This is a genomic window from Streptomyces durhamensis, from assembly GCF_000725475.1.
Classification (GTDB): Bacteria; Actinomycetota; Actinomycetes; order Streptomycetales; family Streptomycetaceae; genus Streptomyces; species Streptomyces filipinensis.
On the sequence record NZ_JNXR01000005.1, the window covers coordinates 181,089 to 207,593 of the forward strand.

The window sequence follows — 26,505 nt, forward strand, 5'->3', positions numbered from 1 at the left end:
GGACTACTCCTCCTCGGAGTTCTCCTCCTCGGAGCTCTCCGCCTCCGTCGCCGCACCGTCCGCCTCCAGCAGACGCGCCAGCTGACGGCCGACGATCCGCTTGAACTTGCGCTTCTGCGGACGCGTCCGATCCAGCACCGCCACCTCCAGACGCTCCGCGGGAATCTCCCGCTCGCTGCCGTTGGTGTCACGCGACAGGGACTGGACGGCCAGCTTGAGCGCCTCCGCCAGACTCATGCCGTCACGGTGACGCTGGTCCAGGTAACCGCTGATCTGCTCCGCGTTACCGCCCACCGCGACCGAACCGTGCTCGTCCACGATCGACCCGTCGTGCGGCAACCGGTAGATCTGGTCGCCCTCCGGGGTCTCCCCCACCTCGGCCACGACCAGCTCCACCTCGTACGGCTTCTCGGCCGCCGAGGAGAAGATCGTGCCGAGCGTCTGGGCGTAGACGTTGGCCAGCCCACGCGCGGTCACATCATCACGGTCGTAGGTGTAACCACGCAGGTCGGCGTAGCGGACACCACCGATCCGCAGGTTCTCGTACTCGTTGTACTTGCCGGCGGCCGCGAAGCCGATCCGGTCGTAGATCTCGCTGAACTTGTGCAGCGCCCGGGACGGGTTCTCACCGACGAACACGATGCCGTCGGCGTACTGCATGACCACCAGGCTGCGGCCACGGGCGATGCCCTTCCGGGCGTACTCCGCCCGGTCGGCCATGGCCTGCTGGGGTGAGACATAGAACGGCGTCGACACCGGTTATCCGTCCCTTTCTGTCATGGTCACTGGATCACCTCGATAAAAACCGGGGCCCGCACTCAGAGCAGGGCGGCCTTGGGGCCGTCGGGCTCCTCCAGGCGCCTCTGCAGCACCGCGCGGGCGAGCTCGGAGGACTCGTCCTCCGTCAGCCGGCGGAAACCGTCCTCGGTGATCACGGTGATGATCGGGTAGATCCGGCGGGCGACATCGGGACCACCGGTCGCCGAGTCGTCGTCAGCCGCGTCATACAGGGCCTGCACCACCAGCGTGGTCGCCTGCTCCTCGGTCAGGTCTGCGCGGAACAACTTCTTCATCGCACCACGCGCGAAGATCGAGCCGGAACCCGTCGCCGCGAAGTTGTGCTCCTCGCTGCGGCCACCCGTCACGTCGTACGAGAAGATGCGGCCCCTCTCCCGGTCCACGTCGAACCCGGCGAAGAGCGGCACCACGGCCAGCCCCTGCATGGCCATGCCCAGATTGGACCGGATCATCGTCGACAGCCGGTTCGCCTTGCCCTCCAGCGACAGCTGGGCGCCCTCGACCTTCTCGAAATGCTCCAGCTCCAGCTGGAAGAGCTTGACCATCTCCACGGCCAGGCCGGCGGTGCCGGCGATACCGACGGCGGAGTACTCGTCCGCCGGGAACACCTTCTCGATGTCCCGCTGGGCGATCACATTGCCCATGGTCGCCCGCCGGTCACCGGCGAGCACCACGCCCCCGGGGAAGGTGACCGCCACGATGGTCGTGCCGTGCGGCGCCTCCAGCACACCCTGCGTGGGCGGCAGCTGCCGCTTGCCGGGCAGCAGCTCGGGCTGGTGCTCGGAGAGGAAGTCCATGAAGGAGGAGGACCCTGGCGTCAGGAAGGCAGCTGGTAGACGCCCGGTGCCACGAGAGTTGGCTTCCACAAGTTTCCTTCCAGATAGGCAACGGCCCGACGGCCAACCTCGGGTCGTCCCTCAAGTTGCCGATGGCCGAGTTGCAGTTGAAGCACAGTACGCCTCGGACCCTACCCGTCTTGTGGCAGTGATCCACATGCACGGGCGGAGCATCAAGACAGATCGCACAGAGGCCGTGCTGAGAGACGACCATCGCGTCGCGCTCGGCTTCGGTGAGGCCCGTCGGACGCGGTCGCGTTCCCATGCCACTCGCTGTGCGGCTTGACCTCTCCGCACATCCTGCAGAGCTTGTGCCCAGCCGGGACGTCCACCTGCTCCCGGACCGACTTCCCCATGGCCTCCCGGCAGCGCCGGTAGTGCGCGGCACTGTACTCCGCCACGCACTCCCGGCAGTGCGCCTGGAGGCCATCCCTGCGGTTCTTGTCCCGCGCGAAGGCCACGAGAGGCAGCTCCCGCCCGCATTTCGTGCATTGCTTCGCGTTCGGTTCCTCAGCCACCTAATTCCCCCGCAACCTTCACTTCGAAGGTAATGTGACCGATTCGCCTTTACTCTCCACCTTTTTGCACGAAGGACCGCACGAAGTCTTCGGCGTTTTCCTCGAGTACGTCATCGATTTCATCGAGGACGGAGTCCACGTCATCGCTCAGCTTCTCGTGACGCTCCTTGAGGTCTTCCGAAGCCTGCGCGTCCTGCGTCTGCTCCTCGACCTGGTCGGTGGAGTGCGTCGCCTTCTGCTGACCGCCGCCGGTGTCCTTGGTTGCCATAACCCTCACCCCGCTCAGTTCGCCTGCCGATCGGTGATGATCAGACCCTACAAGCCGGGTCCGACATCGGCCCCGCAGTTTCCACAACGTGCGGGGGCCATCTCGATGATTCCCGGGCGGGGGGATTTCCACCCTGTCCGCCCGGGGCGGTACGAGTACCCGCTGGTCTCGCCGTTGATCGCGCTCAGCCGCCCGACAGGACCCTGACCAGGTCTTCCGCCGTGCGGCAGCGGTCCAGCAGTTCCTTGACGTGATTTCGCGTTCCGCGTAGTGGTTCCAGGGTTGGGACGCGCTGGAGGGAGTCCCGGCCGGGCAGGTCGAAGATGACCGAGTCCCAGCTCGCCGCGGCCACGTCGTCGGCGTACTGCTCCAGGCAGCGGCCGCGGAAGTAGGCGCGGGTGTCCTCCGGGGGCTTCGTACGGGCCTGGTCGACCTCGGACTCGTCCAGGAGGCGCTTCATGCGGCCGCGGGCCGCCAGGCGGTTGTAGAGGCCCTTCTCGGCACGCACGTCGGCATACTGGAGGTCCACGAGGTGGAGACGGGCGGCGTCCCAGTCCAGGCCGTCCCGGCGGCGGTAGCCCTCCATCAGTTCGCGCTTGGCGACCCAGTCCAGTTCGCCGGCGAGGCTCATGGGGTCGTTCTCGAGCCTGGTGAGGGTGTCCTCCCAGCGGCTCAGGACGTCCTTGGTCTGTTCGTCGGCGTCGGCGCCGTAGCGTTCCTCGACGTACTTGCGGGACAGCTCGTAGTACTCCATCTGGAGCTGGACGGCGGTGAGGGTGCGGCCGCTGCGGAGGGTGACCAGGCGCTTCAGGCCGGGGTCGTGGGAGACCTGGTGGAGGGTGCGTACCGGCTGGTCCACGGCCAGGTCGACCGCGATGAAGCCGTCCTCGATCATGGACAGGACCAGGGCGGTCGTGCCCAGCTTGAGGTAGGTCGAGATCTCGGCGAGGTTGGCGTCGCCGATGATCACGTGCAGGCGGCGGTACTTCTCGGCGTCGGCGTGCGGTTCGTCCCGGGTGTTGATGATGGGCCGCTTCAGGGTCGTCTCCAGGCCGACCTCGACCTCGAAGTAGTCGGCGCGCTGGCTGAGCTGGAAGCCGTGCTCGTGGCCGTCCTGGCCGATGCCGACGCGGCCGGCTCCGGCGAAGACCTGGCGGGAGACGAAGAAGGGGGTGAGGTGGCGCACGATGTCCGAGAAGGGGGTTTCCCGCTTCATCAGGTAGTTCTCGTGCGTGCCGTAGCTGGCGCCCTTGTTGTCGGTGTTGTTCTTGTAGAGGTGGATGGGCTGGGCGCCGGGGAGCTGGGCCGCTCGTTCGGCCGCTTCGGCCATGATGCGTTCGCCGGCCTTGTCCCAGAGGACGGCGTCGCGGGGGTTGGTGACCTCGGGGGCGCTGTATTCGGGGTGGGCGTGGTCGACGTAGAGCCGTGCGCCGTTGGTGAGGATGACGTTGGCGAGGCCGATGTCCTCGTCGGTGAGCTGGCTGGCGTCGGCGGCCTCCCGGGCGAGGTCGAAGCCTCGCGCGTCTCGCAGCGGGTTCTCCTCCTCGAAGTCCCAGCGGGCCCGGCGGGCCCGGTGCATCGCCGCCGCGTAGGCGTTGACGATCTGGGATGAGGTGAGCATGGCATTGGCGTTGGGGTGGCCGGGGACGGAGATCCCGTACTCCGTCTCGATGCCCATTACTCGCCGTACGGTCATGCGGCCCTCCTTGCCCGGCGGCACCCTCGGTCGAGGGCGCCGCTCACGTACCGCTGGCGCTCCGGTGCGTGTGCGGTGCCCGTCCCCGCACTGCGCGACTCGGCGGTAGGAACGAGCCTAGAACGCCTTTGCGCTGGTGGGGAGATCATTTGCGTCATTGCCTGCTCCGGTCGTGGCCAGAAAAACAGTCGGCTGCGGGTACCCGGCGAGGGCACCCGCAGCCGCCCTGCTTTTACAGGTACTGACCGGTGTTCGCCACCGTGTCGATGGAGCGTCCGGTGTCCGCGCCCTGCTTTCCGGTGATGAGGGTGCGGATGTAGACGATCCGTTCGCCCTTCTTTCCGGAGATGCGGGCCCAGTCGTCGGGGTTGGTGGTGTTGGGCAGGTCCTCGTTCTCCTTGAACTCGTCCACGCAGGCCTGGAGGAGGTGGGAGACGCGAAGGCCTTTCTGGCTCTTTTCGAGGAAGTCCTTGATCGCCATCTTTTTGGCGCGTCCGACGATGTTTTCGATCATGGCGCCGGAGTTGAAGTCCTTGAAGTAGAGGACTTCCTTGTCGCCGTTGGCGTAGGTGACTTCCAGGAAGCGGTTCTCCTCGGATTCGGCGTACATCTGCTCGACCGCCGTCTGGATCATGCTCTGGACGGTGGTGGCCTTGTCGCCGCCGTGCTCGCCGAGGTCGTCGGTGTGCAGCGGGAGGCGCTCGGTGAGGTACTTGCCGAAGATGTCCTTGGCGGCTTCGGCGTCGGGGCGCTCGATCTTGATCTTCACGTCGAGGCGGCCGGGGCGCAGGATGGCGGGGTCGATCATGTCCTCGCGGTTGGAGGCGCCGATGACGACCACGTTCTGCAGGCCTTCCACGCCGTCGATCTCGGCGAGGAGCTGGGGGACGATGGTGTTCTCCACGTCCGAGCTGACGCCGGAGCCCCGGGTGCGGAAGAGGGATTCCATCTCGTCGAAGAAGACGATGACGGGGGTGCCCTCGCTGGCCTTCTCCCGGGCTCGCTGGAAGACGAGGCGGATCTGCCGCTCGGTCTCGCCGACGTACTTGTTGAGCAGCTCGGGGCCCTTGATGTTGAGGAAGAAGCTCTTGCCGGCGGCCTGGCCGGTGACCTCGGCGACCTTTTTGGCCAGTGAGTTCGCGACGGCCTTGGCGATGAGCGTCTTTCCGCAGCCGGGGGGGCCGTAGAGCAGGACGCCCTTGGGCGGGCGCAGCTCGTGCTCCTTGAAGAGGTCGGGGTAGAGGTACGGGAGCTCGACCGCGTCACGGATGGCTTCGATCTGGTTGCCGAGGCCGCCGATCTGCTCGTAGCCGATGTCGGGGACTTCTTCGAGGACGAGTTCCTCGACCTCGCTCTTGGGGACGACCTCGTAGACGTAGCCGGAGCGGGGTTCGAGCAGGAGGGCGTCGCCGGGCCGGATGGTGACGTCCAGCAGCGGCTCGGCGAGCCGTACCACCCGTTCCTCGTCGGTGTGCCCCAGGACGAGGGCGCGTTCGCCGTCCTCGAGGATCTCCTTGAGGGTGACGATGTCGCCGACGCGCTCGTACTCCATGGCTTCGACCACGTTGAGCGCTTCGTTGAGCATGACTTCCTGGCCGCGCCGCAGGTCGTCGAGGTCGACGCTGGGGCTGACGTTCACGCGGAGCTTGCGGCCGCCGGTGAAGATGTCGGCCGTGCCGTCCTCGTTGGCCTGCAGGAAGACGCCGAAGCCGGCGGGCGGCTGGGCGAGCCGGTCGACCTCTTCCTTGAGGGCCACGATCTGGTCGCGGGCCTCGCGGAGGGTGTTGGCCAGCCTTTCGTTCTGGGCGGACACGCCGGCCAGGTTCGTCTGCAGCTCGACGATCCGCTCTTCGAGAATCCTCGTGTGCCGCGGAGAGTCGGCGAGCTTGCGTCGCAGGACGGCGATCTCCTGCTCAAGGTAGGCGATCTGCCCGGCCGGGTCGTCGGACCCTCGTCCCGGGCGGATGCCGCGGTTCATGTCGTCGTCGTGGGCTGCCACGGTCCTCACCTCCTCCAAGGGGAGCTGGACGCTTCCAGACCCTACCTGGGTGGGTGTCGATTGAAACCCCTAGATCACAAAGACTGTCAAGGTGTGTCGTCGGTCACCCGGTGCGCTCTCCCTCGCACGGAGGGGATACCCACTCAACGTGATGGGGAAGCAGCTTGTTCCGGGCATTGCGTGGTCAAAACCCTTCAGGACTGGCCGGAGTTGTCCGGTGGGGCGGGTTGGCCCGGCGTGCGGGCAGCACTCGGCGCGCTCGCGCGTTCATCACGCAGAGCGACGGTTCGGGCGGGCGGTGTCACGGCCGGCCCGGCCGGAAGTGGTGGGTGCCGGGGCGGGGACGCCGTTGTGCTGGTCGGGCGCTGGTACCCGAGTGGGGCGGGAGGGAAACCCGTGGGCGGTGGAGTCCGGGTGGAGCGCGGGTGGAGAGCGGCCGGAGGTAGGGTCGGGGGTGTTCAACAGCCGCTGGTGCGGACCCGGCTGGCCCGTGCGGCGCCGGTTCCGTCCGGCGATTCGACGGCAGGAGAGGTGACCGTGCAGCAGGAGGCCCCGGGTGGGGAGGCGCTGGAGGTCTGGATCGATCAGGACCTGTGTACCGGCGACGGGATCTGCGCCCAGTACGCCCCTGAGGTGTTCGAGCTGGACATCGACGGGCTGGCCTATGTGAAGGGCGCGGACGAGGAGCTGCTGCAGGCCGCCGGGGCGACGACGCCGGTGCCGCTGCCGCTGCTCGCGGATGTGGTGGATTCGGCCAGGGAGTGTCCCGGCGAGTGCATTCATGTGCGCCGGGTCGGGGACGGGGTCGAGGTGTACGGGCCCGACGCGGAGTGAGTCCGGGCCGGGCCCGCTGTCAGACGCTGTGGGCGTCGGCGGGGGTGGAGCGGATGAACGCGCTGCCGTTCCAGTGCCATTCGACCGGGGTTTTCAGGTCGGGGCAGCAGTTGGGGACGGCGTCGGAGGAGTAGCCGAGCAGGGTGGCGCCGATGGTTCGTGCCCGCAGGGAGAAGTCGGTGACGGTGAGCCGGTCCTTGGGGTCGACGAGGGTGGCGACGATGCGTGGTGTGCCGTTGTCGGTGGCCCGGGTGAGGACGTAGACGCCGTCGGGCGGGGTGCCCATGGCGGAGTCGCAGTGCACGACCGCGACGGTTTCCGGTCTGCCGTCGCCGTCGAGGTCTCCGGTGGTCTTCTTGGCGACCACGGCTTTCACGGGTCCGCACTGGAGCGGGAAGTCCACGCCGGTGGTGCCGGGCGGTGGGACGGCGGCGTGGGCGGATGTGGTGTGTGTGCCGGGGGCGGCCTGGGCGGCCGTGGCCGAGCCGGGCTGTACGACGGAGGAGAGGGCCACGACACCGGCGACGGCTGTGGCGGTGGCGACCCAGTGGATGGGCCGGGTGTGGGTGTGGGCGAGCTCCGGAACGGCGGATTGCTGCACTAGGAGTGTCTCCTGTGAGGAGGGCTGTGCCGGTGGGGGGTGGCCAGCATGGTGCCACACGTCACAGTGCGGGGGAACGGCGGGGTCCGGGATTTCCGCAGGCGGGGGGCTCACCGGCGCTGCCGGGTGTTCTGGTGCTGTGTCAACGTGCGGGCGCCGTGCCCGAGTTCCCGTGTGCGGGGAACTCGGGCACGGCGCCCGTGCGTTGTGCGTCGTGCTGTGTGGGGGTCGGTCAGCGGCCGGTGCCGCCGTCGGCGTTGGGTCCGGCGTAGTCCTCGCCGTAGGCGCCCTTGGCGGGGCGGCGGCGGCGCATGGGGGGCTCGACGCCGTCGGCGAGGCGACGGGCGGTGAGCAGGAAGCCGGTGTGGCCGATCATGCGGTGGTCGGGGCGGACGGCGAGGCCCTCGATGTGCCAGTTGCGGATCATCGTCTCCCAGGCGGTCGGCTCGTTGAAGCAGCCGATCTCGCGGATGGACTCGACGGTCCGGGCGAGCTGGGTGGTGGTGGCCACGTAGCAGCAGAGGATGCCGCCGGGGACGAGGGCCTTGGAGACGGCCTCCAGGCATTCCCAGGGGGCGAGCATGTCGAGGATGACGCGGTCGACGTCGGTGTCGGACAGGTTGTCCTGGAGGTCGCCGACGGTGAGCTGCCAGGCGGGGTGCGGGCCGCCGAAGTAGCGCTCGACGTTCTGCTGGGCGATCTCGGCGAAGTCCTCGCGGCGCTCGTAGGAGTGCAGCATGCCCTGGTCGCCGATGGCGCGCAGCAGGAAGCTGCTGAGCGAGCCGGAGCCGACGCCGGCCTCGACGACGCGTGCGCCGGGGAAGATGTCGGCGAAGGCGAGGATCTGCCCCGCGTCCTTGGGGTAGACGACGGCTGCCCCGCGGGGCATGGACAGGACGTAGTCGGGGAGCAGGGGGCGCAGCGCGAGGTAGGCGACGTTGCCGGTGGTGCGGACAACGCTGCCCTCGGGAGCGCCGATCAGTTCGTCGTGCGGGAAGGAACCCTTGTGGGTGTGGAAGTTCTTCCCGGCTTCGAGCGTGAACGTGTAGTGGCGACCCTTGGGGTCGGTCAGCTGTACCTGGTCCCCGACCTTGAAGGGCCCGCGCCTGCGGGCGGCACCGGTCGGTTCGGACATGTGACCAGACTACCGGTTCCCTGCGGGGGTCTCCGACCAGTGGAGCGGGGGCGGGGGCCTGCGGTGCGTGCGCAGGGCGCGGGCCGCGGGTGGCCGGTCGCGCCCGTGCGGCGGTGCCCGTACGGGGGCACCCCCCCCGCGCCCGACGCGGGGCGCGCTCCGGTCGGGGGTGCTAGGGGGTGGGCCTTGCCATCGCCTTGACGAAGGCCCGCTCCACGTCTGCCGCCGACAGGACGCCGTAGATCTCGCCGGTCTCCTCGACCACCAGGTACTCGGTGGCGGGGGTCGCGCGCAGGACGTCCAGGAGTTCTTCTCCGGCCAGCTCGGCGGAGACCCGCATGCCGTCGCTCAGTTCCTGGGCGAGGCCGCTGACGGGGACCCATGGGCGGCGGTGTTCGGGTACGCCGACGATGGCGGACTCGCGGACCAGGGAGAGGGGGTTGCCGTGGGCGTCGACGACGACCAGGGCGCGGGCTCCGGCGGCGTTGGCGCGGCGCAGGGCTTCGGAGAGAGGGGTGTCGGTCTCGACCGGCACGGCGCGCCGGGTGAGGGCGCGGGCGCGCAGCTCGGGGAGGTGTTCGCGCAGGCGGGCCATGCGCAGGCTGTTGCCGGCGCCGGTCCAGATGATCGCGGCGAGGATGGCCGCGAGCAGGGCGTCGGTGACGGTGTCCATGCCGCGTGCGTCCGTGCTGTCGCCGCCGAGGGCGCCGGACTGGTTGAGCAGGGGCAGGCCGATCAGGACGCTGACGGCGAGGGCGCGGCCGACCCAGGCGGCGGCGACGGTGCCGCTCATGGGTTTGCCGGTGATCTTCCAGACGACGGCGCGGAGCATGCGGCCGCCGTCGAGGGGCAGGCCGGGCAGGAGGTTGAAGATCGCCACGATGAGGTTGGAGATCATCAGGCCGGCGAGCAGGACGCCGGGGACGGTGCCGGGCTCGACGGGCTTCATGGCGAGGTAGAACAGCCCGGCGAGGACGAGGGAGAGCAGGGGGCCGACGAAGGCCAGGACGAACTCGCGGCCTGGGGTCTCGGCCTCCTTCTCGATCTCGGAGACGCCTCCGAAGAACTGCAGCTGGATGCGGCGGACCGGGAGTTTGAAGCGGATCGCGGCGACCGTGTGGGCCAGTTCGTGGACCAGGACGGAGGCGTAGAAGGCGACGGCGAAGAAGAGGGAGACCAGGTAGCGGGCGGCGCCCAGCTCGGGCAGCACACGGTCGAGCTGGCCGCCGAAGACCCAGGTGATCAGGGCGGCGACGAGGAACCAGCTCGGCGCGACGTACACGGGCACGCCGAACGGCCGTCCCATGAGGATGCCCCCACCGGGCTCCTTGGGCCGCGGCTGCGGCGGCTCGCCCTTGGCGATCCCGGAGTGAGCGAGCGACCTGTGCTCGGGCTCCGGGCCGCGCGGGGTGCCGGTACCGGGTGCCGGGGCGTCTTCGGGAGGGGTGGGGGGCGGGGCGGGCGTGCCGTGGGCCTCGGTGCTCGTGCCGTCGGCCTGGGGTTTTGTGCTGCTGGTGTCGCCGGTCGCGGTGCCGGACCCGTCGGCGCCGGGGGTGCCGCCGGTGGTGTCGCCCGTCGCGCTGCCGATGCCGGTGTCTTCCGGGCCGTCGCCGTCGGGGGTCCGCTCCGCGGGCGGGGCGTCGCTGGTGCCCGTGGCCTTCGTGACGCCTGTCGTCCCGTCGGCAGCCGTGTCGGCGGTGGTTTCGGGGGCGCTCGGGTCACCGGTGTTCTCGGCGTCGGGTGCGGCGGCTGAGCGCGCGGGGGGCTCTTCGGGCTCCGGGCCGACGTGGTGGGTGGGGCCGGTCGTCGGGGCCGTCGGACCCGCGGGGTGCTCGGCCGGCTCGTCTTTGCCGGACCGCGGCTGCCCGCTCCCGCCGCTCACGTCCACGGTGTCCCCTCGTTCGAAGCGTCTTCCGCACCTGCCGGACGGAAGGGTCTCTGGTCGATGGTATGCGGCCGTGGTGGCGCGTTTCGCCCCGGCACCCCTTGTGTTCGCCCCGCGGTCGCGTGGCCGGGGCGGGCGACGAGCGGGTGACTGTCAGTGGTGGGCCGTAAGGTCTGTGGACATGGACAGCAGCATCGAGGACGCGGGAGCCCTGCCGGGCCGCGCCGAGCAGACGGATCCGGGCGAGGCGCGGCCGACGACGCCCATGACGGCTCCGACGGCCCCCGCGCCGGTGCCGAGCCCGCCGACGGCCGCGGAGGCGCACGGGGAGCCTCTGTCTGCGGACGTTTCCCCCGCTCCCGAGGGCGCATCCGCTTCGGAGGCCTCCCCCGCTTCGGGGGTGTGCCCCGCTCCGGAGGTGGCTCCTGACCCAGGTGCCGTAGCCGGGCCGGAGGTCGCGGTGGGGGGCGGGGCTGAAGGCGGTGCCGGGCGGGTGGCCGTGGCGCCGACGTCGCTGTCGCCTTCCCGGGCCAGTGACTTCATGCAGTGTCCGCTGCTGTACCGGTTCCGGGTGATCGACCGGCTGCCGGAGAAGCCGAGCGCGGCGGCGACCCGGGGCACGCTGGTGCACGCGGTGCTGGAGCGGCTGTTCGACGCGCCGGCGGCGGAGCGGACGGCGCCGCGGGCCAAGTCGCTGATCCCTGGTCAGTGGGACCGGCTGCGGGAGAGCAGGCCGGAGGTCACGGAGCTGTTCGCCGACGATCCGGACGGGGAGCGGCTGGCCGGCTGGCTGGCCGAGGCCGGGCGGCTGGTCGAGCGCTGGTTCACGCTGGAGGATCCGACGCGGCTGGAGCCGGCCGAGCGGGAGCTGTTCGTGGAGGCCGAGCTGGAGTCGGGGCTGCGGCTGCGCGGGATCATCGACCGGGTGGACGTGGCGCCGACCGGTGAGGTCCGGATCGTCGACTACAAGACGGGGAAGGCGCCGAGGCCGGAGTACGCGGAGGGCGCGCTGTTCCAGATGAAGTTCTACGCCCTGGTGGTGTGGCGGCTGAAGGGGGTCGTGCCGCGGCGGCTGCAGCTGGTCTATCTGGGCAGCGGGGATGTGCTGACGTACGACCCGGACCTCGCCGATCTGGAGCGGGTGGAGCGCAAGCTGCGCGCGCTGTGGGACGCCATCCGGCAGGCCACGGAGAGCGGGGAGTGGCGGCCGCGGCCGACCAAGTTGTGCGGTTGGTGCGATCACCAGGCGCACTGTCCGGAGTTCGGCGGCACTCCCCCGCCGTATCCGCTGCCGGTGCGGGCGGCCGAGTCCGGGACGGTGTGAGGCACGGAGCGCGGGCAGGGCAGAATGGTCCGGGACTAGCGAAGGAGTGTCACGTGGCCATCCGTGTCCTACTGGTCGACGACCAGCCCCTGCTGCGTACGGGTTTCCGGATGATCCTGGAGGCCGAGCAGGATCTCGCGGTCGTCGGCGAGGCCGGTGACGGCTTGCAGGCCCTCGATCAGGTACGGGCCCTGCAGCCGGACGTCGTGCTGATGGACATCCGTATGCCGCGGATGGACGGCGTGGAGGCGACCCGGCAGATCACCGGGCCGGGCCGGGACGGTCCGGCGAAGGTGCTGGTGCTGACCACGTTCGATCTGGACGAGTACGTGGTGGAGGCGCTGCGGGCCGGGGCGAGCGGTTTTCTGCTGAAGGACGCGCCGGCCAACGAGCTGGTGCAGGCGATCCGGGTGGTGGCGGCCGGTGAGGCGATGCTGGCGCCGAGCATCACGCGCCGGCTGCTGGACAAGTACGCCGGTCATCTGCCGTCCGGTGAGGAGCCGGTGCCGAACACGCTGAGCACGCTGACCGACCGTGAGGTGGAGGTGCTGAAGCTGGTGGCGCGCGGCCTGTCGAACGCGGAGATCGCGGCGGATCTGTTCGTCAGCGAGACGACGGTGAAGACGCATGTGGGGCATGTGCTGACCAAGCTGGGTCTCAGGGACCGGGTGCAGGCGGCGGTGTACGCGTACGAGAGCGGGCTGGTGCGTCCCGGCGCGCAGTAGCCGGACGGTCCGTCGTGACGGCGAAGGGCGCCCCTCCCGCGTGGAGAGGGGCGCCCTTCGGTGCTTCGGTGGCGTCAACCGGGTTCAGCTCTTGCTGAGTTCCCAGAACCGGAACACGGTGGAGGCGTCGAGGCAGTACTCCAGGCCGTAGACGCCGTCGCGGACGACCGCGTACTGCTTGGCCTGCCAGACGGGCAGGACGGGCAGTTCGGCGGCGACGATGCCCTGCAGGCGTGCGAAGTCCTTGTCGGTGGCGGACCGGTCGCTCTGCGCGGCGGTGGCGGGGATGAGGGTGCCGGTGATGGCGCGGTTGCGGTAGTTGTTGTCCAGCACGTTGCCCTGGCCGAAGAACGGCGCGGTGAAGTTGTCGGCGTCGGGGTAGTCCGGCACCCAGCCCTTCACGTAGACGCCGTACTTGCCGGCCGCGATGTCCTTCTCGTACTGGTCGAAGGCGGTGGACTTCACGTCGGCGTCGAACAGGCCGCTGGCGTTGAGCTGTCCGGCGATGGCCTTGAGTTCCTCGTCGGTGGCGGGGCCGTAGCGCGACGGGGTGGACCACAGGGTGAGCTTGACCTTGCCGGTGATGCCGTCGGCGCGCAGCGCGGCGGCGGCCTTGGCCTGGGAGGGGCGGGCGCCGTAGGTGTCGAAGAACGCGGTGTTGTGGCCGACGATGCCCGCCGGGATGATCGAGTACAGCGGGGTGGCGGTGCCCTGGTAGACGTTCTTGATGAGGGCGTCGCGGTCGATGAGGTAGGCCATGGCCTTGCGGACGCCGAGTTTCCCGGCGACCGGGTCCTTCATGTTGAAGACCAGGTGCTGGACTTCGGCGCTGGTGCCCTCGATGACGTCGACGCCCTTGCTGCCGTCCTGCTGGTCGAGGCCGGCGATGTCGGAGGCGGACAGGCCTCGGTAGGCGAGGTCGATGTCGCCGTCGAGGAGGGACTTCTTCAGGGCGGTGCGGTCGCCGTGGAAGAACTTCAGGGTGACGCCGGAGTTCTTGATCTTGGCGGTGCCCTTGTAGTTGCCGTTGACGGAGAAGACCGCCTGGTCCTTGTCGAAGGAGTCCAGCTCGTAGGGGCCGGAGCCGACGGCCTTGTCGTCGGTGCGCAGGCCGTTCGCGTCGTACTGGCGGTGGTCGACGACCGAGCCCGCGCCGGAGGCGATCTTGCTGGGGAAGGTGGCGTCGGAGGACTTCAGGTGGAAGACGACCGTCTTGGCGTCCGGGGTGTCGATGCCGCCGAGCATCGGGAACATGATCGCGGGCCCTGCGGGGTCGTTGATCTTCAGCATGCGGTCGAAGGAGAACTTCACGTCCTTCGAGGTGAGGGAGTCACCGTTGCTGAACTTCAGGCCGTCCTTGAGTACGCACCGGTAGACCGTGGCGCGGGAGTCGGTGAAGGAGCACTCCTTCGCCAGCTCCGGCTGCGGTTCGGTCGCACCCTTGGGGAAGCTGAGCAGCGACTGGAAGACGTTGTCGAACAACAGCCAGGAGCCGGGGTCGTAGCCGGATGCCGGGTCCGTGGCGAGGACGTCGTCGGACATCCCCATCACCACGGAGGAGCCGGTCCCCCCGGAATCACCGCTCTCCGAGCCGCAGCCGGTCAACAGGCCGGAGGCCAGCCCCGCCACGATGGGCAGGACTGGCCACTGGTTGCGCATGTTCACTTGAAATGTGCCTTGTCGTCGGTTCGTCACCCCAGGGCCGCCGTCCTGGCCCCGGGTTGTCCGGGGCAGCCGTCCCTGGCCCCCGGATGAGAGAGCCGTCAGCCGCTCACACCGCGGCCGAGCTCCCACAGCTGGAGCGTAGAGGAGGAGTTGAGGGCGTAGGCGACACCGGTGATGTCGTCCCGCGCGGCGACGTACTGCTTGCCCTGCCACAGCGGCAGGACGGGCACGTCCTCGGCGACGGTGTCCTGGATCTGCGTCAGGCTCTTGGCCGCGTTGAGCCGGTTGGCCTCGCGGCGCGACGCGGGGATCAGGGTGCGCTGGATGGCGCTGTTGGAGTACGGGGAGCCGAGGAAGTTGTCCTTGTCGAGGAAGGGCGCGAGGAAGTTGTCGGCGTCGGGGAAGTCGGGGAACCAGCCCATGCCGTAGACGTCGTACTGGCCCTTCTGCTCCGCCGGGCGGAAGGTTTCCCAGGTGTGGCCCTGGATGGAGACGTCGAACAGGCCGCTGTTGTTGAGCTGCTGCTGCAGGACCTCGAACTCCTTCTTGGTGGCGGAGCCGTAGTGGTCGGTGGTGTAGTGCAGGGTCAGCTTGACCGGGGTGGTGATGCCGGCCTTGGTCAGCAGGTCCTTGCCCTTGACGACACTGGGGTTGCCGTACTTGTTGAAGAACGAGTTGGAGTGGCCGGTGACGGAGGCCGGGACCAGCGAGTACAGCGGCTCGGCCTGGGTGCCGTAGACCTTGGAGACGAGGGCCGCGCGGTCGATGATCTGGGCCATGGCCTGGCGTACGGCCTTGGACTTCACGGTCGGCGCGTCGGTGTTGAAGGCCAGGTAGCGGATTTCCAGGCCGGGCATGTCGACGAGGTCGACGTTGTCGTCGCTGCCGGCGTCCAGCTTCTGGATCTGGGCGGGCGACATGGTGCGGCTCATGACGTCGATGTCACCCTTGTCGATCGCGGCGCTCATGGCGTCGGCGTCGGCGAAGGAGCGCAGTTCCACCTTGTCGTTGTTCACCTTCACGGCCCCCTTGTAGGCGGGGTTCTTGGTGAAGGTGGCGGTGGTGATCGCGTTGCCGCTGGTGTCGGCGTGGAAGGTGTACGGACCCGAGCCGTCGACGTCGAAGCCGTCGCGCAGCTTGCCCTTCTGGTAGTCCTTCGGGTTCACGATGCCCGCGACCGGGGTGGACAGCTTGTACGGGAAGGTGGCGTCGGCGGTCTTGAGGTGGAAGACGACCTCGCGGTCGCCCTGCGTCTCGATGGTGTCGATGGTGTTCAGCAGGGAGGACACACCGCTGCTCGCCTTGATGCGCAGGGCACGCTCGATGGAGAACTTGACGTCCTGGGCGGTCACCGGGTCGCCGCCGGCGAACGTCAGGCCGTCGCGGAGCTTGCACGCGTAGCGTTCGCTGCCGCTGTCGGTGAAGGAGCAGCTCTCGGCGGCATCCGGGACGGGGTCGCCCTCGCCCTTGGGCTGTGCCATCAGCGTCTGCACGGTCTGGCGCAGGATGTTCCAGGTGCCGACGTCGTAGGCGTAGGCCGGGTCGAGGGGCGCCGGGGCGTCGCTGGTGGCGGTGAACCGGTCCGTGGTGCCGACGACGATGGCGTCGCCGCTCTTGCTCCCGCCGTCGGATCCGCCGCACGCGGCGAGAACCGGGGTGAGCAGGCCGGCCACCGCCGGCAGCACCAAAGTCTTGCGGTTCATGCGGGGGTTTCTCCAGAGCTGTTCGGGTCCGTGTATCCGACACGCATGGGTGGTGCGGCGGATCACGGGGGGTTGCGGCGATGTTCTCGCGATGAGATTAGTCCGCGCCCGCAGGAGCGCTCACGGCCCCGCGAGTTGACCCGCCATCACGCAGTGAAACCAGGTGCGGACACACCGAAAACCCGACAGCGGCAGGATTAGTGCAGCTTCCCACCAATCGGGACACAAAGCCCCGCCACTTCCGCCTGAAGCGGGTCGGCCAGCACACTTGGCCCGGATTGTCGAGACCCCTGGGGGTGGGGAAGGTCACACTCCCAACTGTGTGGTGAGTCAGTGGAATTCGGCCGGGCGGCCTGGCCGGAATTCCACTCGGGTGTACTTCCCCGGAAATTTGTCCACCCGGGCCAATGGACATGGCACGCAGTGTGAACGGCTAGCGCATTTCCGTCATCAGGCCGCGCAGAAATGTCAGGTCGACCTCTTCCAGAGAGGTCACCACGGTGCGTCCCTCGGCCGGCGTGATGGGGGTGACGGAGGGGACGGCGACGACGCGGCAGCCCGCGGCCTCGGCGGCGGCGACACCGGTCGCGGTGTCCTCGACCACCGCGCATCTGTCCGGCCGTGCGCCGAGCCCGGCGGCGGCGAGCAGGTAGGGGTCGGGGAAGGGCTTGGTGCGCGAGACCTCGTCGCCGGCGACGGACAGGGCGAAGTGGTGCGGGCCGAGCACGCTCAGCACACGGTCGATGATGCGCCGGTGGGAGGCCGAGACCAGGGCCGTGGGGATGGCGTGCTCGTGGAGTTCGGCCAGCAGCCGCGCGGCACCCGGCATCAGCGGCAGGGCACGGTCGATGCGGTCCTCGAAACCCTCGTTGAGCAGCACGGTCAGTTCGGCGAGGGAGATGTCGGCGCCGGTGGCCTCCAGGAGGAAGCCCGCGCTGCGGGTCATGGGGCCGCCGACGACGACGTGCCGCCAGGACTCGTCCAGCGGGTGGCCGAGGCCGGCGAAGATCTCGGCCTCGACGTCCCACCAGAAGCCCTCGGTGTCCACCAGGGTGCCGTCCATGTCGAGGAGCACGGCCTGCAGGGCTGAGCCTTCCGCCGTACGGGTTCCGAGCGCGGGGACCGTGCTGGTCATCCGGGCGCACCTCCTTGAGGGACGAGCAGGCCGGCTCCCGGACAGGGAACCGGCCTGTGGTGGATCGACCAGTTTACGACTGTCGTGCCGGAAAGCGCCTCGTTTATCACTCGCGCCCAGGGGTATCCCTTGAAACACCCCCGGCGCAGCCCAGAGGGCCTTTGGCATGCCGGGTTGGGGGCGCCCCGAAGGGGCGCGGGGAACTGCGCGAGCAGCCACGCGCCCACCCGAGGTCGCACACGGCCTGACGCGACCCCCCGGGTGGGCGACCCGGCCGGCCCCCCGGAGGGCTCAGCGGGCGTTGAAGTACTTCGCCTCCGGATGATGGATCACGATCGCGTCCGTGGACTGCTCGGGGTGCAGCTGGAACTCCTCGGACAGGTGGACGCCGATCCGCTCCGGCCGGAGCAGGTCCGCGATCTTGGCGCGGTCCTCCAGGTCGGGGCAGGCGCCGTAGCCGAGGGAGAAGCGGGCGCCCCGGTACTTCAGGGCGAACATGTCCTCGATGTCGGCCGGGTCCTCGCCGGCGAAGCCGAGCTCGGAGCGGACCCGGGCGTGCCAGTACTCGGCCAGCGCCTCGGCCAACTGGACCGACAGACCGTGCAGTTCGAGGTAGTCACGGTAGGAGTTGGCCTCGAAGAGCTTCGCGGTCTCCTCGCCGATGCGCGAGCCGACGGTGACGACCTGCAGGCCGACGACGTCGGTCTCCCCGGACTCCTGCGGGCGGAAGAAGTCGGCCAGGCACAGCCGGCGGCCGCGGCGCTGGCGCGGGAAGGTGAACCGGGTCCGCTCGTTGCCGTGCTCGTCCAGGATGATCAGGTCGTCGTCCTTGGACACGCAGGGGAAGTAGCCGTAGACGACGGCCGCTTCCAGCAGGTTCTCCGTCTGGAGCCGGTCCAGGAGGCCGCGCAGCCGGGGGCGGCCCTCGGTCTCCGCCAGTTCCTCGTACGAGGGACCCTCGCCGGTGCGGGCCTGCTTCAGCCCCCACTGGCCCTTGAACAGCGCACCCTCGTCGAGCCAGCTCGCGTACTCCTTGAGCTGGATGCCCTTGACGATCCGGGTGTCCCAGAACGGCGGGGCCGGCACCGGGTTGTCGGTGGCCACGTCGGAACGGACGTTCCCTTCCTCCGGGCGCTCCTCGACCTCGGTGGCGGCCGTCGCGCGGACCCGCCGCTGCCTGAGTTCGGGCAGCTTGGCGCCGGGCAGGCCGCGCTTGACGCCGATGAGGGCGTCCATCAGGCGCAGGCCCTCGAAGGCGTCGCGGGCGTAGCGGACCTCGCCCTCGTAGATCTCGTGCAGGTCCTGTTCCACGTAGGCACGGGTCAGGGCGGCGCCGCCGAGGATGACCGGAAAGCGGGCGGCCAGTCCGCGCTGGTTCAGCTCCTCCAGGTTCTCCTTCATGATCACCGTGGACTTCACCAGGAGGCCGGACATGCCGATGACGTCGGCCCGGTGTTCCTCGGCGGCCTCCAGGATCGCGGAGACGGGCTGCTTGATGCCCAGGTTGACGACGTTGTAGCCGTTGTTGGACAGGATGATGTCGACGAGGTTCTTGCCGATGTCGTGCACGTCGCCGCGGACGGTCGCGAGGACGATCGTGCCCTTGCCCTCGGCGTCCGACTTCTCCATGTGCGGTTCGAGGTGGGCGACGGCCGCCTTCATGACCTCGGCTGACTGCAGGACGAACGGCAGCTGCATCTGGCCGGAGCCGAACAGCTCGCCGACGACCTTCATGCCGTCCAGCAGGGTGTCGTTGACGATGTCCAGTGCCGGACGGCCCGCGAGGGCCTCGTCCAGGTCGGCTTCGAGGCCGTTGCGCTCGCCGTCGATGATGCGGCGCTTGAGGCGCTCCTCCAGCGGCAGCGCGGCCAGCTCCTCGGCCTTGCCGGCCTTCAGGGACTTGGCGGTGGCGCCCTCGAAGAGCTGCATGAGCTTCTGCAGGGGGTCGTAGCCCTCGGACCGGCGGTCGTAGATCAGGTCCAGGGCCGTGCGGACCTCCTCCTCGCTGAACCGGGCGATCGGCAGGATCTTGGACGCGTGCACGATCGCCGAGTCCAGGCCCGCCTTCACGCACTCGTCCAGGAAGACGGAGTTGAGCAGGATGCGGGCGGCCGGGTTGAGGCCGAAGGAGATGTTGGACAGGCCGAGGGTGGTCTGCACGGCGGGGTGGCGCCGCTTCAGCTCGCGGATCGCCTCGATGGTGGCGATGCCGTCCCCCCGGGACTCCTCCTGGCCGGTGCAGATGGTGAAGGTCAGGGTGTCGATGAGGATGTCGTCCTCACGGATGCCCCAGTTGCCGGTCAGGTCGGCGATCAGCCGTTCGGCGATCTCGACCTTCTTCTCGGGGGTGCGGGCCTGGCCCTCCTCGTCGATGGTCAGCGCGATCAGGGCGGCGCCGTGCTCCTGGGCCAGCTGGGTGACCTTGGCGAAGCGGGAGTCGGGGCCGTCGCCGTCCTCGTAGTTCACGGAGTTGATCACCGCGCGGCCGCCGAGCTTCTCCAGGCCCGCCCGGATGACGTCGACCTCGGTGGAGTCCAGCACGATCGGCAGGGTGGACGCGGTGGCGAAGCGGCCGGCGAGTTCCTCCATGTCGGCGACGCCGTCGCGGCCGACGTAGTCGACGCACAGGTCGAGCATGTGCGCGCCCTCGCGGATCTGCTCGCGTGCCATCTCCACGCAGTCGTCCCAGCGGGCCTGGAGCATGGCCTCGCGGAACTTCTTGGAGCCGTTGGCGTTGGTGCGCTCGCCGATGGCCAGGTAGGAGGTGTCCTGGCGGAACGGCACCGACTGGTAGAGGGAGGCGGCGCCGGGCTCGGGGCGCGGGTCGCGCGCGGGCGGGGTGAGGCCCTGGACGCGCTCGACGACCTGGCGCAGGTGCTCGGGGGTCGTACCGCAGCAGCCGCCGACGAGGCACAGGCCGTACTCGCGGACGAAGGTCTCCTGGGCGTCGGCCAGCTCGGACGCGGTCAGCGGGTAGTGGGCGCCGTCCTTGCCGAGCACGGGCAGGCCCGCGTTGGGCATGCAGGACAACGGGATACGGGCGTTGCGGGCGAGGTAGCGCAGGTGCTCGCTCATCTCGGCCGGGCCGGTGGCGCAGTTCAGGCCGATCATGTCGATGCCGAGCGGTTCCAGCGCGGTGAGCGCGGCACCGATCTCGGAGCCGAGGAGCATGGTGCCGGTGGTCTCGACGGTGACCGACACGATGACCGGCAGGTCCAGTCCGAGGGCGGCGAGGCCGCGGCGGGCGCCGAGGACGGCGGCCTTGGTCTGCAGCAGGTCCTGGGTGGTCTCCACGAGCAGGGCGTCGGCGCCGCCGGTGACCAGGCCCTCGGCGTTGCGCTGGTAGGCGTCGCGCAGGGTGGTGTACGGGGCGTGTCCGAGGGTGGGCAGCTTGGTGCCGGGGCCGATGGAGCCGAGCACCCAGCGGGGGCGGCCGTCCTTGGCGGTGAACTCGTCGGCGACCTCGCGGGCGACCCGGGCGCCGGCCTCGGACAGCTCGTGGACGCGGTCGGGGATGTCGTACTCCCCGAGGGCGGAGTGGTTGGCCCCGAAGGTGTTGGTCTCGACGCAGTCGACGCCCACGGCGAAGTACGCCTCGTGGACGGAGCGGACGATGTCGGGGCGGGTGAGGTTGAGGATCTCGTTGCAGCCTTCGAGCTGCTGGAAGTCATCGAGCGTGGGTTCCTGGGCCTGGAGCATGGTGCCCATGGCTCCGTCGGCGACCACCACGCGGGTGGCGAGCGCCTCTCGGAGCGCGGACGCACGGGTCCGGCTGTCGGCGGAAGGGGACGGCGGCAACGAGGCCATGAAGGGGCTCCCTAGGTGCGACGGCTGTCGGCTATGCGGCGTCCCGGGCAGGCGGGGATGCCGCACGGCGCCAGAGTAACCGGGAGTCGGCGCGGATGGGCAGCGGCGTCCACGGGCCGGACGCGGATGGCCGTGCCGCCACGGCCGGACCACGTGTGATGTAACAGGTGTCGACCGACCATTAGCGGGAGGTCGACATGGACCGGTAGTGTTCGACATTGCCGAACGGCGGGTAACGAGACGTACGGCGGTGTACGACAGGTGTCGGCACCGATGGACGGCACGACTGCGTTCGGCGGCAGTCATAGGGGACGGAGGCAGGACGGCGATGGCACGGAACATCCAGTCGCTCGAACGGGCGGCCGCGATGCTGCGGCTGCTCGCGGGCGGCGAGCGACGGCTCGGCCTGTCGGACATCGCCTCGTCACTGGGCCTCGCCAAGGGCACCGCCCACGGCATTCTGCGCACCCTCCAGCAGGAGGGGTTCGTGGAGCAGGACGACGCCTCCGGGCGCTACCAGCTGGGCGCGGAGCTGCTGCGCCTGGGCACCACCTACCTGGATGTGCACGAGCTGCGGGCGCGGGCCCTGGTGTGGACCGACGACCTGGCCCGGTCCAGTGGCGAGAGCGTGTACCTGGGAGTCCTGCACCAGCAGGGCGTGCTGATCGTGCACCACGTCTTCCGGCCGGACGACAGCCGGCAGGTGCTGGAGATCGGCGCCATGCAGCCGCTGCACTCGACCGCGCTCGGCAAGGTGCTCTCGGCCTACGACCCGGTGGCGCACAGCGAGGCGCTGGAGGCCGACCGCAAGCCCTTCACGGACCGCACGGTGTGCGACATGGACGACTTCGAGCACCTGCTCGACATCACGCGTGCGCGCGGCTACGCGGCCGACGTGGAGGAGACCTGGGAGGGCGTGGCGTCCGTCGCCGCCCCCATCCACGACCGGCGCCGCATGCCCGTGGGCGCGGTCGGCGTGACCGGCGCCGTGGAGCGGCTGTGCCGGGACGGTGAGCTGCATCCCGAGCTGATCGCGGCGGTGCGCGACTGCGCCCGCGCGGTGTCCAGGGACCTGGGCGCGGGACGGTTCTGAGCCGCTGCGCGGCTCTCTGGTGGACAGACCGGGACGCCGGGCGGCGTTCCGGTTGTCGCCATACCCTGAAATGGACATATGGAGCAAAATCCATACGTCTGCGCGCGAAGAGTGATAACCGGCAGCGATCAATAACGATCCTGTTTTCGATAACAGAACCCTTGACGCATGCGTAACGCCGAAGCAAGACTCCCGTCCATCGGTCGGCATTGTCGAACACCTACCGGCAATACGCGCTAGAGTGTGACAACGCCAAGGACCGGCAATCGCTCTCACCCCCGAGGGCGCCAGAACCACCGGAGGGACCCGGGGTTCGGCTATCCCTGGACGAAGGACAAAGGAGTCGCGGGTGTCCAGCTCCGACATCTTCATCGGCGAGACCATCGGTACCGCCATACTCATCCTGCTCGGCGGCGGCGTCTGCGCGGCCGTCACACTGAAGGCCTCGAAGGCCCGTAACGCCGGCTGGCTCGCCATCACCTTCGGGTGGGGCTTCGCCGTCCTGACGGCCGTGTACATCTCCGGACCGCTGTCCGGTGCGCACCTCAACCCGGCCGTCACCGTCGCCCTGGCCATCAAGGACGGCGACTGGAGCAACGTTCCGACCTACCTCGCCGGCCAGCTGCTCGGCGCGATGATCGGCGCGACCCTGGTGTGGGTCGCCTACTACGGACAGTTCCACGCCCACCTGACCGACAAGGAGATCGTCGGCGGTCCGGGTGCGCAGGCCACCACCGCCAAGGCGGTCGAGGCCCAGGAGAAGGGCGCCGGCCCGGTCCTCGGTGTCTTCTCCACCGGTCCGGAGATCCGCAACGTGGCGCAGAACCTCGCCACGGAGATCATCGGCACCGTCGTGCTGATCCTGGCGGTCCTCACCCAGGGCCTGAACGACAAGGGCAACGGCCTCGGCATCCTCGGCGGTCTGATCACCGCGCTCGTGGTGGTCTCGATCGGTCTGTCCCTCGGCGGCCCGACGGGCTACGCGATCAACCCGGCCCGTGACCTCGGCCCGCGCATCGTGCACGCCCTGCTGCCGCTGCCCAACAAGGGCGGCTCCGACTGGGCTTACGCCTGGATCCCGGTGGTCGGTCCGCTGATCGGCGGCGCCATCGCGGCAGGCATATACAACGTCGCTTTCGCTTAGACACCACCTCGAAGCACGCGCCGTACGTAAAGCCCCTTCACCACGGATCTTTCAGGAGCACACAGTGACCGACGCCCACACCGCAGGCCCCTTCATCGCGGCGATCGACCAGGGCACCACCTCCTCGCGCTGCATCGTCTTCGACCGGGACGGCCGGATCGTCTCCGTCGACCAGAAGGAGCACGAGCAGATCTTCCCCAAGCCGGGCTGGGTCGAGCACAACGCCAACGAGATCTGGACCAACGTCCAGGAAGTCGTCGCCGGAGCCATCCAGAAGGCCGGCATCACCCGTGACGACATCAAGGCCATCGGCATCACCAACCAGCGCGAGACCACCGTGCTGTGGGACAAGAACACCGGTGAGCCCGTCTACAACGCCCTCGTCTGGCAGGACACCCGCACCGACGCCCTCTGCCGGGAGCTCGGCCGCAACGTCGGCCAGGACCGCTTCCGCCGCGAGACCGGCCTCCCGCTGGCCTCGTACTTCTCCGGCCCCAAGGCCCGCTGGCTGCTCGACAACGTCGACGGCCTGCGGGAGCGCGCCGAGGCGGGCGACATCCTCTTCGGCACCATGGACACCTGGGTCATCTGGAACCTGACCGGCGGTGTCAACGGCGGCAAGCACGTCACCGACGTTACCAACGCCTCCCGCACCCTCCTCATGAACCTGCACACCATGCAGTGGGACGAGAAGATCGCCGAGTCCGTCGGCGTGCCGCTGCAGATCCTGCCGGAGATCCGCTCCTCGGCCGAGGTCTACGGCGAGGTCACCGGCGGCAAGCTGGGCGACCTGCTCGGCGGCATCCCGGTGGCCTCCGCGCTCGGCGACCAGCAGGCGGCCCTGTTCGGCCAGACCTGTTTCTCCGAGGGCGAGACCAAGTCCACCTACGGCACCGGCACCTTCATGGTGATGAACACCGGTGACAAGATCATCAACTCCTACGCCGGTCTGCTGACCACGGTCGGCTACAAGATCGGTGACCAGCCGACGGTCTACGCCCTGGAGGGCTCGATCGCCGTCACCGGCTCGCTGGTGCAGTGGATGCGCGACCAGATGGGCCTGATCTCCACCGCCGCCGAGATCGAGACGCTCGCGCTCTCGGTCGAGGACAACGGCGGTGCCTACTTCGTGCCGGCCTTCTCCGGTCTGTTCGCCCCGCACTGGCGCTCCGACGCCCGCGGTGTGATCGCCGGTCTGACCCGGTACGTCACCAAGGCGCACCTCGCGCGCGCCGTCCTTGAGGCCACCGCCTGGCAGACGCGGGAGATCGCCGACGCCATGGTGAAGGACTCCGGCGACGAGCTGGTGACCCTCAAGGTCGACGGCGGCATGACCGCCAACAACCTGCTGATGCAGACCCTGTCCGACGTCCTGGACGCACCCGTGGTGCGCCCGATGGTCGCCGAGACCACCTGCCTCGGCGCCGCCTACGCCGCCGGCCTCGCCGTCGGCTTCTGGTCCAGCACCGACGAACTGCGCGCCAACTGGCGCCGGGCCGCCGAGTGGACCCCCCGTATGGACGCGGACACCCGCGACCGTGAGTACAAGAACTGGCTCAAGGCCGTCGACCGGACCATGGGCTGGATCGAGGACGAGGACTGAGCTGCCCCACGACAGCTCTGACGAGGAGTAAGTACCCGATATGACCAGTCAGTCCACCCTGCAGTCCGTGCCTGCCCTGGGGACGCACCCGGCCTCCGGCTCGAACCCGAGCCGGGCCGAGACCAGGGAGCAGCTCTCCAAGGCGTCGTACGACCTTCTGGTGATCGGCGGCGGCATCCTGGGCATCTCCACCGCCTGGCACGCCGCGCAGTCCGGCCTGAGGGTGGCTCTGGTCGACGCCGGCGACTTCGCCGGCGCCACCTCCTCCGCCTCCTCCAAGCTGCTCCACGGCGGTCTGCGCTACCTGCAGACCGGCGCGGTGAAGCTGGTGGCGGAGAACCACTTCGAGCGCCGTGCGGTCTCCCGCCAGGTGGCCCCCCACCTGGCGAACCCGCTCACCTTCTACCTCCCCGTGTACAAGGGCGGGCCGCACGGCGCGGCGAAGCTCGGCGCGGGCGTCTTCGCCTACTCCGCGCTCTCCGCGTTCGGTGACGGCGTCGGCCACCTGCTCTCCCCCGCCAAGGCGGCGCAGGACGTGCCCGAGCTGCGCACCGAGAACCTCAAGGCCGTGGCCGTGTACGGCGACGACCAGATGAACGACGCGCGCATGGCGCTGATGACGGTCCGCGCGGCCGTCGAGTCGGGCGCGGTCGTCCTCAACCACGCCGAGGTCACCGGCCTGCGCTTCACCAACGGCCGGGTCACCGGCGCCGACCTCAAGGACCGGACCTCCGGCGAGGAGTTCGGGGTCAACGCCCGTCTGGTGCTGAACGCGACCGGACCCTGGGTCGACCACCTGCGCAGGATGGAGGACCCGGGCGCGGCGCCGTCCATCCGCCTGTCCAAGGGCGCGCACCTGGTGCTGAAGCGCACCTCCCCCTGGAAGGCCGCGCTCGCCACCCCGATCGACAAGTACCGCATCACCTTCGCCCTCCCCTGGGAGGACATGCTGCTGCTCGGCACCACCGACGAGGAGTTCGAGGGCGACCCGGCGGACGTGTCCGTCAACGACAAGGACATAGCCCAGATCCTGGACGAGGCCGCGTTCTCCGTCCGGGACCAGCAGCTCAAGCGCGACCTGATCACCTACGCGTTCGCCGGCCTGCGGGTGCTGCCGGGCGGCCCCGGCGACACCGCCAAGGCCAAGCGCGAGACGGTGGTGACCGAGGGCAAGGGCGGCATGCTGTCCGTCGCCGGCGGCAAGTGGACCACGTTCCGGCACATCGGCCGTACGGTGATGCAGAAGCTGGAGGCGCTGCCGGGTCACCCGCTCGGCGACGACTTCGAGCCGATCTCGTCCCTGCCGAAGAAGCTGCCGCTGCCCGGCGTCGCCAACCCGCGCGCGGTCGCCCACCGCCTCCTGGTGGACCACCCGGCGCCCGGTCCGCGCATGGCCGCCGACACCGCCAAGCACCTGGCCACCCACTACGGCTCCCTGGCCTTCGACATCGCCCGCATGGCGAACGAGAACCCGGAGCTGGCCGAGCGGGTCCACCCCGACGCCCCGGAGATCTGGGCGCAGGTCGTCTGGGCCCGCGACCACGAGTGGGCCGAGACGGCGGACGACGTGCTGCGCCGCCGTACGACGCTGACCATCCGGGGCCTGGCCACGGACGAGGTCCGCGCGAAGGTGCAGGACGTGCTCGACAAGAAGTAGGCCCCGGTGCGGCCGGTCCGCCTCCCTGACCGGGACCGGCCGCACCGTGACGCCGGACCGCCGCACCGGGTCCGGACAA

Annotated in this window: 19 protein-coding genes and 1 pseudogene; 7 read left to right on the top strand and 13 right to left on the bottom strand. The window is 69.6% G+C overall.

Annotated features, from left to right (window positions below; translation table 11 throughout):
• Nucleotides 1-3 precede the first annotated feature (3 nt).
• From prcA to arc, 6 genes and pseudogenes are all read right to left on the bottom strand, one after another.
• Nucleotides 4-756 carry a proteasome subunit alpha gene (prcA, locus tag IO33_RS0108595; protein ID WP_031162099.1) on the bottom strand — a complete coding sequence of 251 codons (753 nt, stop codon included), beginning with the start codon at nucleotides 754-756 and terminating at the stop codon, nucleotides 4-6.
• A gap of 62 nt (nucleotides 757-818) precedes the next feature.
• Entirely contained in the window at nucleotides 819-1,664 is an 846-nt protein-coding gene (gene prcB, locus IO33_RS0108600) for a proteasome subunit beta (protein WP_031162102.1), read from the bottom strand.
• Nucleotides 1,616-2,152, bottom strand: a pseudogene (locus IO33_RS47100) (endonuclease VII domain-containing protein). Before IO33_RS47100 ends, prcB begins: the two are co-directional and overlap by 49 nt.
• 49 nt (nucleotides 2,153-2,201) lie before the next feature.
• On the bottom strand, nucleotides 2,202-2,420 hold the full coding sequence (locus IO33_RS0108610; protein ID WP_031162104.1) for a ubiquitin-like protein Pup: 219 nt from the start codon (nucleotides 2,418-2,420) through the stop codon (nucleotides 2,202-2,204).
• 184 nt (nucleotides 2,421-2,604) lie between these two features.
• Complete coding sequence (gene dop / locus IO33_RS0108615) at nucleotides 2,605-4,116, bottom strand: depupylase/deamidase Dop (RefSeq protein WP_342448263.1); 1,512 nt, start codon at nucleotides 4,114-4,116, stop codon at nucleotides 2,605-2,607.
• Nucleotides 4,117-4,348: 232 nt separating this feature from the next.
• Complete coding sequence (gene arc, locus IO33_RS0108620) at nucleotides 4,349-6,115, bottom strand: proteasome ATPase (protein WP_031162109.1); 1,767 nt, start codon at nucleotides 6,113-6,115, stop codon at nucleotides 4,349-4,351.
• A gap of 531 nt (nucleotides 6,116-6,646) precedes the next feature.
• On the opposite strand from arc, the gene IO33_RS0108625 reads away from it, so the two are divergent.
• Nucleotides 6,647-6,949 carry a ferredoxin gene (locus IO33_RS0108625; RefSeq protein WP_031162112.1) on the top strand — a complete coding sequence of 101 codons (303 nt, stop codon included), beginning with the start codon at nucleotides 6,647-6,649 and terminating at the stop codon, nucleotides 6,947-6,949.
• A 19-nt stretch (nucleotides 6,950-6,968) separates the two neighbouring features.
• Here the strand turns inward: IO33_RS0108625 and IO33_RS0108630 are convergent, their stop codons facing one another.
• The 3 genes from IO33_RS0108630 to IO33_RS0108640 all read right to left on the bottom strand — a co-directional run bounded on the left by IO33_RS0108630 (nucleotide 6,969) and on the right by IO33_RS0108640 (nucleotide 10,573).
• Entirely contained in the window at nucleotides 6,969-7,550 is a 582-nt protein-coding gene (locus tag IO33_RS0108630; RefSeq protein ID WP_031162113.1) for a hypothetical protein, read from the bottom strand.
• A gap of 232 nt (nucleotides 7,551-7,782) precedes the next feature.
• Nucleotides 7,783-8,685: a tRNA (adenine-N1)-methyltransferase gene (locus tag IO33_RS0108635; RefSeq protein ID WP_031162116.1), complete on the bottom strand. Its 903-nt coding sequence runs from the start codon at nucleotides 8,683-8,685 to the stop codon at nucleotides 7,783-7,785.
• Nucleotides 8,686-8,857: 172 nt separating this feature from the next.
• Nucleotides 8,858-10,573 carry a site-2 protease family protein gene (locus IO33_RS0108640; protein ID WP_031162118.1) on the bottom strand — a complete coding sequence of 572 codons (1,716 nt, stop codon included), beginning with the start codon at nucleotides 10,571-10,573 and terminating at the stop codon, nucleotides 8,858-8,860.
• Nucleotides 10,574-10,970: 397 nt separating this feature from the next.
• Here IO33_RS0108640 and IO33_RS0108645 point away from each other — a divergent pair, with 397 nt between their 5' ends.
• Together IO33_RS0108645 and IO33_RS0108650 are read left to right on the top strand one after the other, a co-directional pair.
• Nucleotides 10,971-11,894: a RecB family exonuclease gene (locus IO33_RS0108645; protein WP_078963426.1), complete on the top strand. Its 924-nt coding sequence runs from the start codon at nucleotides 10,971-10,973 to the stop codon at nucleotides 11,892-11,894.
• 53 nt (nucleotides 11,895-11,947) lie between these two features.
• Nucleotides 11,948-12,619 carry a response regulator gene (locus tag IO33_RS0108650; protein ID WP_031162123.1) on the top strand — a complete coding sequence of 224 codons (672 nt, stop codon included), beginning with the start codon at nucleotides 11,948-11,950 and terminating at the stop codon, nucleotides 12,617-12,619.
• An 84-nt stretch (nucleotides 12,620-12,703) separates the two neighbouring features.
• On the opposite strand, the gene IO33_RS0108655 is transcribed toward IO33_RS0108650, so the two are convergent.
• The 4 genes from IO33_RS0108655 to metH all read right to left on the bottom strand — a co-directional run bounded on the left by IO33_RS0108655 (nucleotide 12,704) and on the right by metH (nucleotide 20,929).
• Nucleotides 12,704-14,284: an ABC transporter substrate-binding protein gene (locus IO33_RS0108655; protein WP_031162126.1), complete on the bottom strand. Its 1,581-nt coding sequence runs from the start codon at nucleotides 14,282-14,284 to the stop codon at nucleotides 12,704-12,706.
• Nucleotides 14,285-14,382: 98 nt separating this feature from the next.
• Nucleotides 14,383-15,987: an ABC transporter substrate-binding protein gene (locus tag IO33_RS0108660; protein WP_031162128.1), complete on the bottom strand. Its 1,605-nt coding sequence runs from the start codon at nucleotides 15,985-15,987 to the stop codon at nucleotides 14,383-14,385.
• Nucleotides 15,988-16,420: 433 nt separating this feature from the next.
• Entirely contained in the window at nucleotides 16,421-17,122 is a 702-nt protein-coding gene (locus tag IO33_RS0108665) for an HAD family hydrolase (RefSeq protein WP_031162130.1), read from the bottom strand.
• 291 nt (nucleotides 17,123-17,413) lie between these two features.
• Nucleotides 17,414-20,929, bottom strand: coding sequence for a methionine synthase (gene metH, locus IO33_RS0108670; RefSeq protein ID WP_031162132.1), 3,516 nt, complete (start codon nucleotides 20,927-20,929; stop codon nucleotides 17,414-17,416).
• 328 nt (nucleotides 20,930-21,257) lie between these two features.
• Here metH and IO33_RS0108675 point away from each other — a divergent pair, with 328 nt between their 5' ends.
• The 4 genes from IO33_RS0108675 to IO33_RS0108690 all read left to right on the top strand — a co-directional run bounded on the left by IO33_RS0108675 (nucleotide 21,258) and on the right by IO33_RS0108690 (nucleotide 26,426).
• Nucleotides 21,258-22,022 carry an IclR family transcriptional regulator gene (locus IO33_RS0108675; RefSeq protein ID WP_031162135.1) on the top strand — a complete coding sequence of 255 codons (765 nt, stop codon included), beginning with the start codon at nucleotides 21,258-21,260 and terminating at the stop codon, nucleotides 22,020-22,022.
• 349 nt (nucleotides 22,023-22,371) lie between these two features.
• Entirely contained in the window at nucleotides 22,372-23,166 is a 795-nt protein-coding gene (locus tag IO33_RS0108680) for an MIP/aquaporin family protein (RefSeq protein WP_031162136.1), read from the top strand.
• Between the two features lie 64 nt (nucleotides 23,167-23,230).
• The gene (glpK, locus tag IO33_RS0108685; protein ID WP_031162138.1) at nucleotides 23,231-24,769 is read left to right on the top strand and encodes a glycerol kinase GlpK; all 1,539 of its coding nucleotides are present in this window, start codon (nucleotides 23,231-23,233) and stop codon (nucleotides 24,767-24,769) included.
• A gap of 40 nt (nucleotides 24,770-24,809) precedes the next feature.
• Nucleotides 24,810-26,426: a glycerol-3-phosphate dehydrogenase/oxidase gene (locus tag IO33_RS0108690; RefSeq protein WP_031162140.1), complete on the top strand. Its 1,617-nt coding sequence runs from the start codon at nucleotides 24,810-24,812 to the stop codon at nucleotides 26,424-26,426.
• Nucleotides 26,427-26,505 lie beyond the last annotated feature (79 nt).

Bases quoted from the DNA above. Each gene is read 5' to 3' on its own strand.
- metH (WP_031162132.1), bottom strand. From the start codon at position 20,929: ATGGCCTCGTTGCCGCCGTCCCCTTCCGCCGACAGCCGGACCCGTGCG.
- IO33_RS0108610 (WP_031162104.1), bottom strand. From the start codon at position 2,420: ATGGCAACCAAGGACACCGGCGGCGGTCAGCAGAAGGCGACGCACTCC.
- IO33_RS0108660 (WP_031162128.1), bottom strand. From the start codon at position 15,987: ATGAACCGCAAGACTTTGGTGCTGCCGGCGGTGGCCGGCCTGCTCACC.
- IO33_RS0108690 (WP_031162140.1), top strand. From the start codon at position 24,810: ATGACCAGTCAGTCCACCCTGCAGTCCGTGCCTGCCCTGGGGACGCAC.
- IO33_RS0108665 (WP_031162130.1), bottom strand. From the start codon at position 17,122: ATGACCAGCACGGTCCCCGCGCTCGGAACCCGTACGGCGGAAGGCTCA.
- dop (WP_342448263.1), bottom strand. From the start codon at position 4,116: ATGACCGTACGGCGAGTAATGGGCATCGAGACGGAGTACGGGATCTCC.
- IO33_RS0108635 (WP_031162116.1), bottom strand. From the start codon at position 8,685: ATGTCCGAACCGACCGGTGCCGCCCGCAGGCGCGGGCCCTTCAAGGTC.
- IO33_RS0108675 (WP_031162135.1), top strand. From the start codon at position 21,258: ATGGCACGGAACATCCAGTCGCTCGAACGGGCGGCCGCGATGCTGCGG.